The organism is Rivibacter subsaxonicus, from assembly GCF_004217215.1.
In the GTDB taxonomy this organism is placed as follows: domain Bacteria; phylum Pseudomonadota; class Gammaproteobacteria; order Burkholderiales; family Burkholderiaceae_C; genus Rivibacter; species Rivibacter subsaxonicus.
Genome location: NZ_SHKP01000004.1, coordinates 96316 through 111579 on the forward strand (window position 1 = coordinate 96316; position 15264 = coordinate 111579).

Annotated in this window: 16 protein-coding genes; 14 read left to right on the forward strand and 2 right to left on the reverse strand. The window is 69.5% G+C overall.

What is annotated here, in order from left to right; genetic code table 11:
- Positions 1-43 precede the first annotated feature (43 nt).
- The 5 genes from glyQ to EV670_RS00515 are packed head-to-tail and all read left to right on the forward strand — an operon-like array spanning position 44 to position 5509.
- Positions 44-964: a glycine--tRNA ligase subunit alpha gene (gene glyQ, locus EV670_RS00495; protein WP_130429868.1), complete on the forward strand. Its 921-nt coding sequence runs from the start codon at positions 44-46 to the stop codon at positions 962-964.
- A gap of 3 nt (positions 965-967) precedes the next feature.
- A complete protein-coding gene (gene glyS, locus EV670_RS00500) occupies positions 968-3082 on the forward strand; it encodes a glycine--tRNA ligase subunit beta (RefSeq protein WP_130429869.1) in 2115 nt (704 codons plus the stop codon).
- A 17-nt stretch (positions 3083-3099) separates the two neighbouring features.
- Positions 3100-3726 (forward strand): D-glycero-beta-D-manno-heptose 1,7-bisphosphate 7-phosphatase, encoded by a 627-nt coding sequence (gene gmhB / locus EV670_RS00505; protein WP_341274595.1) that lies wholly within the window; start codon positions 3100-3102, stop codon positions 3724-3726.
- A complete protein-coding gene (locus EV670_RS00510; protein ID WP_130429871.1) occupies positions 3726-4508 on the forward strand; it encodes a lysophospholipid acyltransferase family protein in 783 nt (260 codons plus the stop codon). The genes gmhB and EV670_RS00510 overlap by 1 nt, the downstream gene beginning before the upstream one ends.
- Complete coding sequence (locus EV670_RS00515) at positions 4505-5509, forward strand: M48 family metallopeptidase (protein WP_130429872.1); 1005 nt, start codon at positions 4505-4507, stop codon at positions 5507-5509. The genes EV670_RS00510 and EV670_RS00515 overlap by 4 nt, the downstream gene beginning before the upstream one ends.
- A 10-nt stretch (positions 5510-5519) precedes the next feature.
- Here EV670_RS00515 and EV670_RS00520 read toward each other — a convergent pair whose 3' ends face one another.
- Positions 5520-5936, reverse strand: a complete 417-nt coding sequence (locus EV670_RS00520; RefSeq protein WP_130429873.1) for a hypothetical protein — start codon at positions 5934-5936, stop codon at positions 5520-5522.
- 133 nt (positions 5937-6069) lie between these two features.
- Here EV670_RS00520 and EV670_RS00525 point away from each other — a divergent pair, with 133 nt between their 5' ends.
- Positions 6070-6885 (forward strand): helix-turn-helix domain-containing protein, encoded by an 816-nt coding sequence (locus tag EV670_RS00525; RefSeq protein WP_130429874.1) that lies wholly within the window; start codon positions 6070-6072, stop codon positions 6883-6885.
- Here EV670_RS00525 and EV670_RS00530 read toward each other — a convergent pair.
- Positions 6872-7939, reverse strand: a complete 1068-nt coding sequence (locus EV670_RS00530; RefSeq protein WP_130429875.1) for an MBL fold metallo-hydrolase — start codon at positions 7937-7939, stop codon at positions 6872-6874. The genes EV670_RS00525 and EV670_RS00530 overlap by 14 nt on opposite strands.
- Positions 7940-8015: 76 nt before the next feature.
- Here EV670_RS00530 and EV670_RS00535 point away from each other — a divergent pair, with 76 nt between their 5' ends.
- From EV670_RS00535 to aceK, 8 genes are read left to right on the forward strand one after another with little or no spacing between them, the layout of a single operon-like run.
- Positions 8016-8495 (forward strand): MerR family transcriptional regulator, encoded by a 480-nt coding sequence (locus tag EV670_RS00535; protein WP_130429876.1) that lies wholly within the window; start codon positions 8016-8018, stop codon positions 8493-8495.
- A 14-nt stretch (positions 8496-8509) separates the two neighbouring features.
- Positions 8510-8938 (forward strand): PaaI family thioesterase, encoded by a 429-nt coding sequence (locus tag EV670_RS00540; RefSeq protein WP_242616785.1) that lies wholly within the window; start codon positions 8510-8512, stop codon positions 8936-8938.
- A 24-nt stretch (positions 8939-8962) separates the two neighbouring features.
- Positions 8963-10141, forward strand: a complete 1179-nt coding sequence (locus EV670_RS00545; RefSeq protein ID WP_130429877.1) for an isovaleryl-CoA dehydrogenase — start codon at positions 8963-8965, stop codon at positions 10139-10141.
- A 35-nt stretch (positions 10142-10176) separates the two neighbouring features.
- Positions 10177-10680 (forward strand): GNAT family N-acetyltransferase, encoded by a 504-nt coding sequence (locus tag EV670_RS00550; protein ID WP_165393192.1) that lies wholly within the window; start codon positions 10177-10179, stop codon positions 10678-10680.
- A gap of 13 nt (positions 10681-10693) precedes the next feature.
- A complete protein-coding gene (locus EV670_RS00555; RefSeq protein ID WP_130429879.1) occupies positions 10694-12241 on the forward strand; it encodes a S10 family peptidase in 1548 nt (515 codons plus the stop codon).
- Positions 12242-12243: 2 nt separating this feature from the next.
- A complete protein-coding gene (locus EV670_RS00560; protein ID WP_130429880.1) occupies positions 12244-12672 on the forward strand; it encodes an EF-hand domain-containing protein in 429 nt (142 codons plus the stop codon).
- A gap of 31 nt (positions 12673-12703) precedes the next feature.
- Positions 12704-13372, forward strand: coding sequence for a carbonate dehydratase (can, locus tag EV670_RS00565; RefSeq protein ID WP_130429881.1), 669 nt, complete (start codon positions 12704-12706; stop codon positions 13370-13372).
- Positions 13372-15240, forward strand: a complete 1869-nt coding sequence (gene aceK / locus EV670_RS00570; protein ID WP_130429882.1) for a bifunctional isocitrate dehydrogenase kinase/phosphatase — start codon at positions 13372-13374, stop codon at positions 15238-15240. The genes can and aceK overlap by 1 nt, the downstream gene beginning before the upstream one ends.
- Positions 15241-15264: the final 24 nt, after the last annotated feature.

Below are 15264 nucleotides of genomic sequence, written 5' to 3' on the forward strand. Positions count from 1 at the left end.
CGGATCACGAACCCTCGCGCCGCTCCCTGCGCGGTGCCTTGCCATGCTGAGCTTCCAGCAAATCATCCTTCGCCTGCAGCAGTACTGGGATGCCCAGGGCTGCGCGCTGCTCCAGCCCTACGACATGGAAGTCGGCGCCGGCACCAGCCATACCGCGACCTTCCTGCGCGCGCTCGGCCCCGAGCCCTGGAAGGCCGCCTACGTGCAGCCGAGCCGCCGCCCCAAGGACGGCCGCTATGGCCAGAACCCGAACCGGCTGCAGCATTACTACCAGTACCAGGTGGTGCTCAAGCCGGCGCCGGCCAACATCCTCGAGCTCTATCTCGGCAGCCTCGAGGCGCTCGGCTTCGACCTTAAGAAGAACGACATCCGCTTCGTCGAGGACGACTGGGAGAACCCCACGCTCGGTGCCTGGGGCCTGGGCTGGGAGGTCTGGCTCAACGGCATGGAGGTGACGCAGTTCACCTACTTCCAGCAGGTCGGCGGCATCGACTGCAAGCCGATCACCGGCGAGATCACCTACGGCCTGGAGCGGCTGGCGATGTACCTGCAGGGCGTCGAGAGCGTCTACGACCTGCAGTACGCGCCTGGTGTGAGCTACGGCGACGTGTTCCACCAGAACGAGGTCGAGCAGAGCACCTACAACTTCGAGCACAGCGACGTCAAGTTCCTGTTGCTCGCCTTTGGCAAGTACGAGGCTCAGGCCAAGCACCTGATGGAGCAGCAACTCGCGCTGCCGGCCTACGAGCAGGTGCTCAAGGCGGCCCACACCTTCAACCTGCTCGACGCGCGCGGAGCGATCAGCGTGACCGAGCGCGCGGCCTACATCGGCCGCATCCGCAACCTGGCGCGCAGCGTGGCCGCGAGCTACCTCGACAGCCGCGCGCGGCTGGGTTTCCCGATGGCGCCCAAGGCCTGGGCCGACGATGTGCTGGCGCAGCTTGCGCTCAAGAAGGCGGCCTGAGCGATGACGTCCGTGGACAACAACAAGAACCTGCTCGTCGAGCTCTTCGTCGAGGAACTGCCGCCGAAGGCGTTGAAGAAGCTGGGCGAGGCATTTGCCGCCGCGCTCGCGGCGAGTCTGAAGGCGCAGGGGTTGGCGACGGCCGATGCCGCCGTCACGTCCTTCGCCTCTCCGCGCCGGCTCGCGGCGCATGTGGCCGGTGTTGCCTCGAAGGCGGCCGACAGGTCGCTGCAGCAAAAGCTGATGCCGGTGGCGGTCGCGCTCGACGCGAGCGGCGCGCCGACGGCTGCTCTGCTGAAGAAGCTCGCCGCGCTCGGTGCCGACGCAAGCGCGGTGCCCACGCTCAAGCGGCAGATGGACGGCAAGACTGAGGCGCTGTTCCTTGACCAGGTCGCGTCCGGTGTCGATATCCGCGGTGGCCTGCAACGCGCGCTGACCGAGGCTATCGAGAAGTTGCCGATCCCGAAGGTGATGACCTACCAACTCGCCGATGGCTGGAGCGACGTGAAGTTCGTGCGTCCGGCGCATGGGCTGGTGGCGCTGCATGGAGCAGACGTGGTGCCGGTCACGGCGCTGGGGCTCTCGGTGCAGCGGAAGACGACCGGCCACCGCTTCGAGGCTGCCAAGGCCGAGATCGAATTGCGCGATGCCGACAGCTACGCCGAGCAGCTGCGCAGCGAAGGCGCGGTGATCGCGAACTTCGCCGAGCGCCGCGCCGAGATCGTTCGCCAGCTCGCCGCCAAGGCCGCTGGCCTGCAGCCGGTCGACGACGAGGCGCTGCTCGACGAGGTGACCGCGCTGGTCGAGCGCCCCAACGTGCTGGCCTGTGCCTTCGAGCCCGAGTTCCTGGCGGTGCCGCAGGAATGCCTCATCCTCACGATGAAGGCCAACCAGAAGTACTTTCCGCTGCTCGACGCGGCGGGCAAGCTGACGAACAGGTTCCTGATCGTCAGCAACATCAGCCCGGCCGACCCGAGTGCGGTGATCCAGGGCAACGAGCGCGTGGTGCGCCCGCGGCTGGCGGATGCGAAGTTCTTCTTCGACCAGGATCGCAAGAAGACGCTCGCCTCGCGCGTGCCGCAGCTCGACAAGGTGGTCTATCACGGCCAGCTCGGCTCGCAGGGCGAGCGCGTCGAGCGGGTGCGCGCGATCGCGAAGGCGATCGTGACGCAGCTCGGCGGCAGCACCGAACTCGCGGCCAAGGTGGATGCCGCGGCGCATTTCGCCAAGGCCGACCTGCTGACCGACATGGTCGGCGAGTTCCCGGAACTGCAAGGGATCATGGGCGGCTACTACGCGCGCCACGATGGCTTGGGCGAGGTGGTCGCCGATGCGATCGAGGATCACTACAAGCCGCGCTTCGCCGGCGACGCGCTGCCGCGCAACGAGGCCGGCGTGGTGGTCGCGCTGGCCGACAAGCTCGAGACGCTGGTCGGCCTGTTCGGCATCGGCCAGTTGCCCAGCGGCGACAAGGACCCGTTCGCACTGCGCCGCCATGCGCTCGGCGTGATTCGCATGCTGATCGAGCACAGGCTGCCGCTGGCGCTCGATGTGCTGGTCGACGCCGCGGTGCCGGCCTTTGGCGACAGGCTCAAGAACGACCCGCGCACAGCGCTGCTCGAGTTCGTGCGCGATCGCCTCGCCGGCCAGTTGCGCGAGGAGGGCTACAGCGCGCAGGAGGTCGATGCCGTGCTCGCGCTGCAGCCGCAGACCCTGGCCGACGTGCCGCAGCGACTGGCCGCGGTGCGCGCCTTCGCCCAACTGCCGGAGGCCGCCTCGCTGGCCGCCGCCAACAAGCGCGTCGGCAACATCCTGAAGAAGGCCGATGGCGCGGTGGAGCCGCGTGTCGATTCGGCGCTGCTCAAGGAGCCGGCCGAGGCCGCGCTCGCCGCAGCCCTCGGCAATGCGCAGCCGATCGCCGATGCGCTCTTCGCCAACGGCGAGTACGCGGCCTCGCTGCGCGAGCTCGCCGTGCTCAAGGCTCCGGTCGACGCCTTCTTCGACGGCGTGATGGTCAACGCCGAAGACCCCGCACTGCGCGCCAACCGGCTTGGCCTGCTGGCCTCGCTGCATGCGGCGATGAACCGCGTCGCCGACCTCTCCAGGCTGGCCTCATGACGCAGCACGGAGGCTCGATGAAGCTCGTCATCCTCGATCGCGACGGCACCATCAATGCCGATCGCGACGACTACGTCAAGTCGCCCGACGAGTGGGTCGCGCTGCCCGGCGCGATCGAGGCCATCGCACGCCTCAACCACGCCGGCTGGCACACGGTGGTCGCCACCAACCAGAGCGGCCTCGGGCGCGGCCTGTTCGACATGGCCACGCTCAACGCGATGCACGTCAAGCTCAACCAGGAGCTGGCGGCCGCCGGAGGCCGCATCGACGCCGTCTTCTTCTGCCCCCACGCACCAGCCGAGCATTGCCAGTGCCGCAAGCCGTTGCCGGGCCTGTACGAGCAGATCGGCGAGCGCTTCGGCGTCGAGCTCTCCGACGTGCTCGCGGTCGGCGATTCGCTGCGCGACCTGCAGGCCGCCGCGGCCGCCGGCTGCCAGACCCATCTGGTGCGAACCGGCAAGAGCGATCCGGCGCGCCTCAACGAGGCGGCCGCGCTGCAGCTGGCGGCGCGCGTGCCGGGCACCGAGGTGCACTCGGACCTCGCCGCCTTCGCCGAGTTCGTGGTCCAGCGCGAGCGCCGTGCCAAGGCGATCGCGCGTGGCGTGGTCGAGACGCCCGACAGCGGTCCCGGAGGGCTGCACTGATGCTCATCGCCCGCGTCCGCTCTGCCATCTTCGTGCTGTGGATGGCGATCACCGTGGTGCCGATCGCGCTGACGGCGCTGGTGGTGTCGATCTTCGTGCGCGGCGATCCGGTCTACTGGATCTGCATCTTCTGGCTGCGGCTGTGCATCTGGGGGGCGCGCGTCATTTGCGGCGTGAGCCACCGCGTGCATGGCATGGAGCACCTGCCGACCGAGCGCACCGCGGCCGTGATCCTGGCGCCAAAGCACCAGAGCACCTGGGAGACCTTCGCCTTCCCGACGCTGATGCCGCACCCGCTGTGCTACGTGTTCAAGCGCGAGCTGCTCTACATCCCGTTCTTCGGCTGGGCCATCGGCCGGCTCGACATGGTCCACATCGACCGCAGCAAGCGCGCCGAGGCCTGGAACAGGGTCGCCGACCAGGGCCGCAAGTACATGGCCAAGGGCAACTGGGTGATCATGTTTCCCGAAGGCACGCGCACCCCGCGCGGCAGCCAGGGCACCTACAAATCGGGTGCCACGCGGCTGGGCATTTCCACCGGCACGCCGGTGGTGCCGATCGCGGTGAGTTCGGCCAAGTGCTGGCCACGCAAGAGCCTGGTGTTGCGACCGGGCGTGATCGACATCTCGATCGGCCAACCGATCTCGCCGGTCGATCGCCAGCCCGAAGAGATGATGCGTGAGGTCGAGCACTGGATCGAGGCGGAGATGCGACGCCTCGATCCCGAGGCGTACGTGGGCAACGGTCCGGGGCCTGGGCCCGCTTACACTCCGGTCTCATGAGTCGTCGGGCCGCGCCCAAGATCGTCAGTCACCCGTCCCAGCTTGCGTTGCCGCTGTTTGCCGGCGATGCGAGCGACTCGCCCCCCGCCCCCCCTCCCGTCGCGGCCCCCGTGCCTGCCGGCCCTGCGCCGTGGCAAGCCGCCGGGCCTGCTCCCGAAGTTGTTGTCTTGCCCCTGTCCGAATCCCAGGCGACTCCCGCTTCTGCGCCGCCACACCACAACGGCGACTTCCGCCACCCGCGCGCCGAGCGCGACATCACGCTCGGCGGCGTGCGCGTCGGCTACGAGCTGGTGCGCGTGCGCCGGCGCTCGATCGGCATGGTCGTCTCGCCCGAAGGCCTGACGGTGCGCGCGCCGCGCTGGGTCGGCCATGGCGACATCGAAGTCGCGCTGCGCGGCAAGGAACGCTGGATCTGCAACAAGCTCGCCGAGCAGCGCGCCCGCGCGCGCCGCAACGCGGCCTCGAAGATCGACTGGCGCGAGGGCGCGACGCTGCCCTTCATGGGCGAGACCGTGATCCTGGTGCTCGACCCGCGCACTAGCGGCTGCCAGCTGCATACGGGCGCCGAGATGCCCGGTCCGCAGCAGGAGACGCTGGCCGGCGTGCCGCGCCTGACGCTTCACGTGGGCCTGCCGCAGCATGCGAGCGAGGCGCAGATCCGCGACGTGGTGCAGGCCTGGCTGATGCGCCAGGCCAAGCGGGTGTTCGAGGAACGCTGCGCGGTCTACGCGCAGCAGCTCGGCGTGCAGATGAAGCGGCTGCTGCTGTCGAGCGCGCAGACGCGCTGGGGCAGTGCCAGCGCCGACGGCTCGATCCGGCTGAACTGGCGCCTGATCCACTTCGCGCTGCCCACCATCGACTACGTGGTCGCGCACGAACTCGCGCACCTGCGCCACATGGACCACAGCCCGCGCTTCTGGGACGTGGTGCGCTCGGTGATCCCGCACGTTGACGCGGCGCGCGAGCAGCTGCGCGATCCGGCGCTGCCGGCGCTGGAGTAGCGCGGCCGCTTCATGCGGCCTGAACCGCGCCGCGGCAGCGCCGCAGGCCGGTCCACTCGAGGCCGGCGAGCACGGCCACCGCGGCCGCCTGCAGCAACACGAAGCCGCTGCCGAGCGGTGTTGGCGCGATCCCGTCGCTTGCCAGCAGTGCCAGGCTTTCGATGACCCAGACGATGTTGATGGCGATCACCAGCCAGACGCCGGCGCGCGGCGGCAGCGGCCGGCTCGCCAGCCAGCCGGCGAAGGCGGCAAAGGGCAGGAAGCCGATGCCGATGGCCCGCATCGGCGCCTCCGGCAACCCGAGCGGCGCCGCCAGCAGGCCGGCGCCGGCGATGAGGCCGAGGCCCATCGCCGCCGACGAGGCGGCGTCGCACCACAGCACGGTGCGCAGCAACGAGGCGGGAGAGGCGAAGCGGTCGAGGAACATGCTGGACTCCTGGTGAGGGTTTGGGAAGCGGCTCACTGCGGTAGCAGGTGCAGCCATGTTCGGCGCCACAGGTGCGCATGGCGATGACCTCGGAGGTCATGGCGCCGGCGTCGGCGCGATCCAGAATGGCCGCATGCCACACGCCCAAGCCTCGATCACCACGCGTCAACCGGTCGGCCTGCAACTGCGCGACTGGCGCCAGCGAAGGCGTCTGAGCCAGCTCGACCTGGCCGGCGCCGCCGAGGTCTCGCCGCGCCACCTGAGCTGCGTCGAGACCGGCCGCGCGCTGCCCAGCCGCGCGATGCTGCTGCGCCTGGCCGAGCGGCTCGAGGTGCCGCTGCGCGAGCGCAACGGCCTGCTGACCGCGGCCGGCTACGCGCCGATGTACGCGCAGCGCGGGCTCGACGATCCGGCGCTGCTGGCCGCGCGCGCGGCGGTCGACCTGGTGCTGGCCGGCCACGAGCCGTATCCGGCGCTGGCGGTCGACCGGCGCTGGAACCTGGTTGCGCACAACCGCGTCGTGCCGCTGCTGCTGGCCGGGTTGCCGCCGGAGCTGCTGGCGCCGCCGCTCAACGTGCTGCGGCTGAGCCTGCATCCGGCGGGCCTCGGGCCGCGCATCGTCAACATGAGCGACTGGCGCGGGCACCTGTTCGCGCGGCTGGCGCGCGACATCGAGCTCTCGGGCGATGCGGAGCTGGTCGCGCTGCGCGAGGAACTGCTGGCGCTGCCGGCCCCGGCCGCGCAGCGCGGCCCGGTCGAACTGGCCGCACCGGCCGTCGTCGTGCCGCTGCAACTGCGCATGGAGGGCGGCTTCGTGCTGTCCTTCATCAGCACGATCACGGTGTTCGGCACGCCGCTCGACGTGACCGTCTCCGAACTGGCGATCGAGTCCTTCTTCCCGGCCGACGCCGCCACCGCGGCGGCGATGCGCGAGTTCAGGCTGCCGTGAAGCGCAGCACCCCGTCCGCTCCACGCTCGCGCCGCAGGGCGCCTTCGAACCACAGCTTGTGCAGGTGGGCGACCGCCTCGCCCATCGCGAACGTGATCTGGTGCAGGTCGAGCTTGCGGCGGAACAGCACCTCGAGCAGGTCGGACGCGGTGGTCGGCCTTTCGCGGCAGGCGGCCAGCACGTCGGCCAGGCGCTCGTCGTGGTGGGCGCGCAGCTGGTCGATGCGCGTGTGCAGGCCGGTGAAGGGCCGGCCATGCGAGGGCAACACCAGCGTCGCGGCCGGCAGCGGGCGGTAGCGTTCCAGCGAGTCGAGGTACTGCTGCAGCGGGTTGGACTCGGGCTCCATGTCCCAGACGCTGACGTTGGTGGAAATGCGCGGCAGCACCATGTCGCCCGAGATCAGCATGCCCTGCGTTTCGCTGTAGAGCGCGATGTGCTCGGGCGCATGGCCGTAGCCGGCAATGCACTGCCATTCGTGCGCGCCGATGCGCAGCCGCAGGCCGTCCTGCAGCCGGTGAAAGACGGTCGGCACCGCCGGCACCATCGAGGCGTAGTAGTTGGTGCGCGCGCGCACCTTGGCCAGCGCCTCCTCGTCGATCAGGCCGTGCGCGCCAAAGTGCGCGGCGGCGGCGGCGCCACCGTTGCCGGTGGTGCGCAGCGAGCCGAGCTGCGCCGCGTGCCAGTCGAGGCTGCTGATCCAGAAGCCGCAGCCGAAGCGCTCGACCAGCCAGTGCGCGTTGCCGATGTGGTCGGGGTGCATGTGGGTGCAGATCACGCGCGTGACCGGCAGGCCTTCGAGCTCGTTGGCGAAGACCTGCTCCCAGGCCGCACGCGTGGGCTCGTTGGCGATGCCGCAGTCGACGATGGCCCAGCCCTCGACCAGGCCGCGCGCATCTTCCACGCGGTCGCGCAGCAGCCAGAGGTTGATGTGGTCGAGCGCGAAGGGCAGCGCCATGCGCAGCCACTTGAGGCCCGGCGCGATCTCGATGCTGGCGCCGACGGCGGGCAGGGCGTCGCCATGCGGGTAGCTCAACTGGTGTTCTAGAGGATTCATCGCGGGCCCCGATACACTTGGGTTTTGGTTAACGTTTACGTCAACGTCAACTATCGTTCACCCATTCTAGGCAGCCATGCCCGCCACCCCAGTCACCAAAGCGACCAAGGCCTCGAACGCCCAGACCGGCTCGTACACGATCAGCGAGCTGGCGCGCGAGTTCGACCTCACCACGCGCGCGATCCGCTTCTACGAGGACTGCGGGCTGCTCACGCCCGAGCGCGGCGGCGCCGGCGGACGTCAGCGGGTCTACACCGCACGCGATCGCACCCGACTCAAGCTCACGTTGCGCGGCAAGCGGCTGGGGCTGAGCCTGTCGGAGGTCAAGCAGCTGGTCGACATGTACGAATCGCCCGACGACGGCACGCACCAGCTGCAGGCCTTTCTCGACGTGCTCGGCGAGCACCGGGTGCAGCTGCAGCAGCAGCTCGAGGACATCGAGATCACGCTGGCCGAGATCGCCCAGCACGAGGCGCGCTGCCGGCAGTTGCTGGCCGAGGCCGCCAAGCCGGCGGCCAAGGCCACCAAGCCGGCCGCGCGGCGCCAGGCGGCCTGAGTGGCATGAGTGCGATGGACAGTCCGCTCTGGCTGCGAGTGCACGAGAGCTTCCTGCGCCAGGGGCTGATGCGGCACCTGGGCGCCGAACTCGTCAGTGTCGAGCACGGCGCGGTGGCGATCCGGCTGCCGCACAGCGAGCGCGTCACGCAGCAGCAGGGCGGCTTCCACGGCGGCGCGATCGGTGCGCTGGCCGACATCGCCGGCGGCTACGCGGCGCTCACCGTGGCCGAGGAAGGCAGCGAGGTCACCTCGGTCGAATACAAGATCAACTTCCTCGCCGCCTTCACCGGCGGCACGCTGGAGGCGCGCGGCCGCGTGCTGCGCGCCGGCAAGCGGATCATCGTCACCATGGCCGAGGTCGTGCACCTGGACGAGCAGGGCCGCGAGAGCCCCTGCGCCGTGATGCAGCAGACCATCGCCCCGGTGCCGCGGCGCTACTGAAGACAAGACATAGGAGACATCAACATGAACCTGCCCGGCCTCAACTTCATGCTCGGCGAAGACATCGACGCGCTGCGCGACGCGGTGCGTGCCTTTGCCGACGCCGAGATCGCGCCGCGCGCGGCCGAGATCGACCGCAGCGACCAGTTCCCGATGGACCTGTGGCGCAAGATGGGCGAGCTCGGCGTGCTCGGCATCACGGTGCCCGAGGAGTTCGGCGGCGCCAACATGGGCTACGTCGCGCACATGGTGGCGATGGAGGAGATCTCGCGCGCCAGCGCCTCGGTCGGGCTCTCGTACGGCGCCCACAGCAACCTGTGCGTCAACCAGATCAAGCGCAACGGCAGCGATGCCCAGCGCAAGAAGTACCTGCCCAAGCTGATCAGTGGCGAGCATGTGGGCGCGCTGGCGATGAGCGAGCCGGGCGCCGGCAGCGACGTCATCAGCATGAAGCTCAAAGCCGAGGACAAGGGCGGTGTCTACGTGCTCAACGGCACCAAGATGTGGATCACCAACGGCCCCGACGCCGACACGATGGTGGTCTACGCCAAGACCGAACCCGAGCTCGGCGCGCGCGGCGTGACCGCCTTCATCGTCGAGAAGGGCATGAAGGGTTTTTCCACGGCGCAGAAGCTCGACAAGCTCGGCATGCGCGGCTCGCACACCGGCGAGATGGTGTTCAACAACGTGGAGGTGCCGGCCGCCAACATCCTCGGTGGCCTGAACCAGGGCGCCAAGGTGCTGATGAGCGGGCTCGACTACGAGCGCGCGGTGCTCGCCGCCGGGCCGATCGGCCTGATGCAGTCGGTGATGGACAACGTCGTGCCCTACATCCACGACCGCAAGCAGTTCGGCCAGAGCATCGGCGAGTTCCAGCTGGTGCAGGGCAAGGTGGCCGACATGTACACCGTGCTGCAGGCCGCGCGCGCCTTCTGCTACACGGTCGGCAAGAACCTGGATGCGCTCGGGCCGCAGCATGTGCGCCAGGTGCGCAAGGACTGCGCCAGCGTGATCCTGTGGTGCGCCGAGAAGGCGACCTGGATGGCCGGCGAGGGCATCCAGCTCTTCGGCGGCAACGGCTATATCAACGAGTACCCGCTCGGCCGCCTGTGGCGCGACGCAAAGTTGTACGAGATCGGCGCCGGCACTTCCGAGATTCGCCGCATGCTGATCGGGCGGGAGTTGTTCGCGGAGACCATGTGAGCCTGGACGTGCCGACGTTGGTGGGGGAGCGCTGCGTGTTGCGTGCCTTGGTGCCGGCCGACGCCGAATCGCTGCGTCGCCATGCCGACGACGAAGCCGTCTGGCGCAATCTCTTCGAGGGCTTCCCGCGTCCCTACACGCTCGAGGCCGCGCAGGAGTGGTGCGGCCCGGAGCGCGACGAACTCTTTGGCTTGGTCTGGGGCATCGAAGTCGAGCACAACGTTGTCGGCTGCATCGGCCTGCGCCCAGACCACGCCGGGCTGCGCTGCAACGCCGAGATCGGCTACTGGCTCGGCCAGGCCTTCTGGCGGCGCGGCATTGCCAGCGAGGCGCTCGACCTCGTCACGCACTGGGCCTGGGCGATGCGGCCGGAGCTGACGCGGCTCTACGCGCCGATCTTTGCCTGGAACGAGGGCTCGCAGGCGGTCGCGCGCAAGGCCGGCTACACGCTCGAGGCGCATCTGCCGCAGAGCGCCATCAAGGCCGGGCGCGTGATCGACCGCGTGCAGTACGCGGCCTATCGCCGCAATGTGGTCTGAGGATCCGGCAGCGATGCGTGCCGCCGCGAGATTGACGTTGCTGCATCGGCTGGCCGCCGGCCTGCTGGCGCTCGTGCTCGCGGCCTGCGGCGGCGGCTCCAGCGACGGTGCCGCGCCGCCGGCGCAGGGCAACTGGTTCGATGCCACGGTCTACTCCTCGGCACCCGATGCCTCGCTCGCCGTGGCCGAGGAGCGCGCCGCGGTCACGCGCCACACGCTGGCGCTGCCCGCAGGCACGCTCGCCTACACCGCGACCACCGGCCACCTGACGGCGCGCGACCCGGTCTCGGGCGCGGCCCTGGCCTCGTTCTTCTACGTGGCCTACACGCTCGATGGCGCCAGCGCGGCCCGCCGGCCCCTCACCTTCTTCTACAACGGCGGACCCGGCTCGGCCTCGGTCTGGCTGCACCTCGGCTCCTACGGCCCGCGGCGGCTGGCGACCGGGGTGCCGGCGACCAACCTGCCGCGGCCCTTCGCGCTGGTCGACAACACCGAGACCCTGCTCGATGCGAGCGACCTGGTCTTCGTCGACGCGGTCGGCACCGGTTTCTCGCAGGCGATCGCGCCCAACAGCAACCGCAGCTTCTGGGGCGTCGACAAGGACGCGGCGGTGTTCCGCGACTTCGTGCGCCGCTATGTCCAGCTCAACGACCGCACCGCCTCGCCCAAGCTGTTGTTCGGCGAGTCCTACGGCACCACCCGTAGCGCGGTGCTGGCGCGCTTGCTGGAGCAGGCCGGCATCGAGCTTGCCGGCGTCGTATTGCAGAGCTCGGTGCTCGACTACAACAGCAACTGCGCGGTGGTCGAGCCGATCGTCACGAGCTGCGCCGGCTACCTGCCGAGCTATGGCGCCACCGGCGCCTGGTTCAACCTGGTGCGCCCGGCGCCGGCCGCGACCGAACCCTTCATCGCCTCGATGCGCACGCTGGCCGCCGATCGCTACGACCCCGCCGTGCGGGCGCTGATGAGCAGCGGCACCGCGCCCGATGCCGGGCTCGTCGCGCAACTGGTGGACGCGACCGGGATCGCCCAGTCGAGCTGGCAGCTGCGCTTCAACCAGCCGCCCGAGCCGGTGCGGCGCAGCCTGATCGCCGGCACGCTGCTCGGCCGCTACGACAGCCGCATCGCCGCCGCCAACGGCAGCGAGCTCGCGCGCGACGGCGATCCCTCGCTGACGCTGGTCGATGCTTCCTTCGCCACCGCGATCACGAGCTACCTGGGCCAGCTCGGCTACACGAATCCTTCGCGCTACGTGATGTTCAGCAACGCGATCGAGTCCTGGGACTTCGGCCACGACGGCCGCCCGCTGCCCGACACCCTGCCCGACCTGGCCGCGGCGCTGACGCTGAACCCGCGCCTGCAGGTGCTGGCGATCAGCGGCCACCACGACCTGGCGACGCCCTTCTTCCAGACCGAACTCGACCTGGGCCGGCTCGGCAGCCTGCCGAACGTGGTGGCGCGGGCCTACCCCGGCGGCCACATGAGCTATCTGGACGACGCCTCGCGCGGCCGGCAGCGCGCCGACCTGGGCGCCTTCTACCGCGCGGCGCAGGGCTTGTGACGATGCAGCAGCTTCAACGGCAACCCCTGCCACGCCGTGCCGCCGCCCGGCGCCTGCTGGCGTTCGGACTGGCGCTCGGCCTCGGCGGTCCGGTCGTGGCCGCCGAGCGGCCGGAGCTGCCGCCGGCGCTGTTCGAGAACGCACAGCGCGGGCCTTGGGTGCCCCCGGCATCGCTGCCGCGCGGCGGCGCGCTGCCCGAACCGACCCGCGGCGCCGCGCTCCAGGCGCAGGCCGAGGCCAGGCTGCGTGCCGACTTCGAGGCCGCGGCCGCGGCGCATGGCGGCCGGCTGACGCGCGCGCAGGCCGAAGCGGCCGGCCTGGGCTACGTGGCGCGCGAGTTCGAGCGCATCGACCGTCGCGGCGCCGGCAGCGTGCGCTTCGAGGACTTGCGGCAGTTCGCCCGGCAGCGCGCGGCGGAAATGGCACGATGAGAACCCTGCACGAGCTACGCGGCACGACTACATGACCCCCGAACTCAAAGAGCTGTTTGCCAGCAACCGCGCCTGGGCCGCCAAGACCGAGGCGCGCGAGCCGGGTTTCTTCACCCGCCTGCTCAAGCAGCAGACCCCGCAGTACATGTGGATCGGCTGCGCCGACAGCCGGGTGCCGGCCAACGAGTTGGTCGACCTGCTGCCGGGCGAGCTGTTCGTGCATCGCAACGTCGCCAACGTGGTGGTGCACTCCGACCTCAACGCGCTGTCGACGCTCCAGTTCGCGACCGACATGCTCAAGGTCAGGCACATCATCGTCGTCGGCCACAGCGGTTGCGGCGGCGTGGCGGCGGCGCTGCACGATCGCCGCGTCGGTCTGGCCGACAACTGGCTGCGCCATGTGCAGGACGTGCGCGATCGCCACGCTACCTGGCTGGCGACGGTGCCCGAGGCACGCCGGGTCGACGCGCTGTGCGAGCTCAACGTGATCGAGCAGGCGCGCAACATCTGCCAGACCACGATCGTGCAGGACGCCTGGGCGCGCGGCCAGGAGCTGGTCGTGCATGGCTGGTTCTACGGCCTCAGCGACGGCCTGCTGCAGGACCTGTCAATGACTGTGCCGGGTCCGCAGAACGTGGCGCGCATCCACGATCAGGCCGTGGCCGGCGTCCACGCGCGCTACCTCGCAGCGGAAGTCTGATGTTTCCACGCGCGCTCGACGACACCCGCGCCTTCGACATCGCGCGCACGCTGCTCGACGGCTTCAACCTGCATTACCGGCTGTTCCGCGAGACCAGCGCCGCAGCCAAGCAGCGCTTCGAGGCCGGCGACTGGCATGGCCAGCAGAAGGCGCAGGCGCTGCGCATCGAGTTCTACGACAAGCGGGTGGACGAGGCGGCCGAGCGCCTCGAGCACGAGTTCGGCGCCAGCCAGCTCAGCAAGGACACCTGGCAGCAGGTCAAGCTGCACTACATCGGCCTGCTGACCGACCACCACCAGCCCGAGCTGGCCGAGACCTTCTTCAACTCGGTCACGACCAAGATCCTGCACCGCAGCTATTTCCGCAACGACTTCATCTTCGTGCGGCCGGCGGTCAGCACCGAGTACATCGAGAACGACGAGCCGGCCGCGGCACCCACCTACCGCGCCTACTACCCGAGCCGGCCCGGCTCGACCGACGGCCTGCGCGAGATGCTGCTGCGCATCGTCGACAACTACCAGCTGCAACGCGAGTTCGAGGACCTCGGGCGCGACGTCGACTACCTGATGAACGCGCTGCGCGGCCGCTTCGGCGAGATCCGGCTGCGCGCGAACTTCCAGATCCAGGTGCTGTCGAGCCTGTTCTTCCGCAACAAGGGCGCCTACATCGTCGGCAAGGTCATCAACGGCTTCACCGAGACGCCGTTCGCGCTGCCGGTGCTGCACAACCGCCATCACCGGCTGGTCATCGACGCCGCGCTGTTCGGCGAGGACGACCTGCTGATGCTGTTCAGCTTCGCGCGCGCCTACTTCATGGTCGAGATGGAGATTCCCTCGGCCTACGTGCAGTTCCTGCGCTCGCTGATGCCGCGCAAGCCGCGCGCCGAGCTCTACAACGCCCTTGGCCTGCAGAAACACGGCAAGAACCTGTTCTACCGCGACTTCCTCTATCACCTGCGCCACAGCAGCGACAAGTTCCGCATCGCGCCCGGCATCAAGGGCATGGTGATGCTGGTGTTCGACCTGCCGAGCTTTCCCTTCGTCTTCAAGGTCATCAAGGACTTCTACCCGCCACAGAAGGACACCACGCGCGAGCAGATCCAGAGCAAGTACCTGCTGGTCAAGACCCACGACCGCGTCGGCCGCATGGCCGACACGCTCGAGTACAGCAACGTCGCCTTCCCGCGCCATCGCTTCGAGGACGAGCTGGTCGCCGAGCTCAAGCATTTCTGCCCGAGCCTGATCGAGGAGGACGCCAGCAACCTGGTGATCCGCCACGTCTACATCGAGCGCCGCATGATCCCGCTCAACATCTACCTGCAGGAGGCCACGCCCGAGCAGCTCGAGCATGCGGTGATCGAGTACGGCAACGCGATCAAGGACCTGGTGCGCGCCAACATCTTTCCCGGCGACATGCTATGGAAGAACTTCGGCGTCACCCGGCACGGCAAGGTCGTGTTCTACGACTACGACGAGATCGAGTACCTCACCGACTGCAACTTCCGCAAGGTGCCGCAGGCGCGCACCGAGGAGGACGAGATGTCGGGCGAGGTCTGGTACACGGTCGGCCCGCGCGACGTGTTCCCCGAAACCTTCGGCCCCTTCCTGCTCGGCAACCCGCAGGTGCGCGAGGTCTTCATGAAGCACCACGCCGACCTGCTCGATGCCGAGTTCTGGCAGGGCCACAAGGAACGCATCGGCGCCGGCCATGTGCACGACGTCTTTCCCTACGAGCCGCACAAGCGCTTTCGCCTGCACAGCTATTCGCCCTTTGGCAGCATCCTGGAGAGCGAGGCGCTGGCCATGCTCGACGCGGCTGCCCACAGTCCCGGCGGCGCGGCACAGGCCGCCGGTTTCAATCCCATCTAGCCAGCATTTCGACAGAGGAGTTCG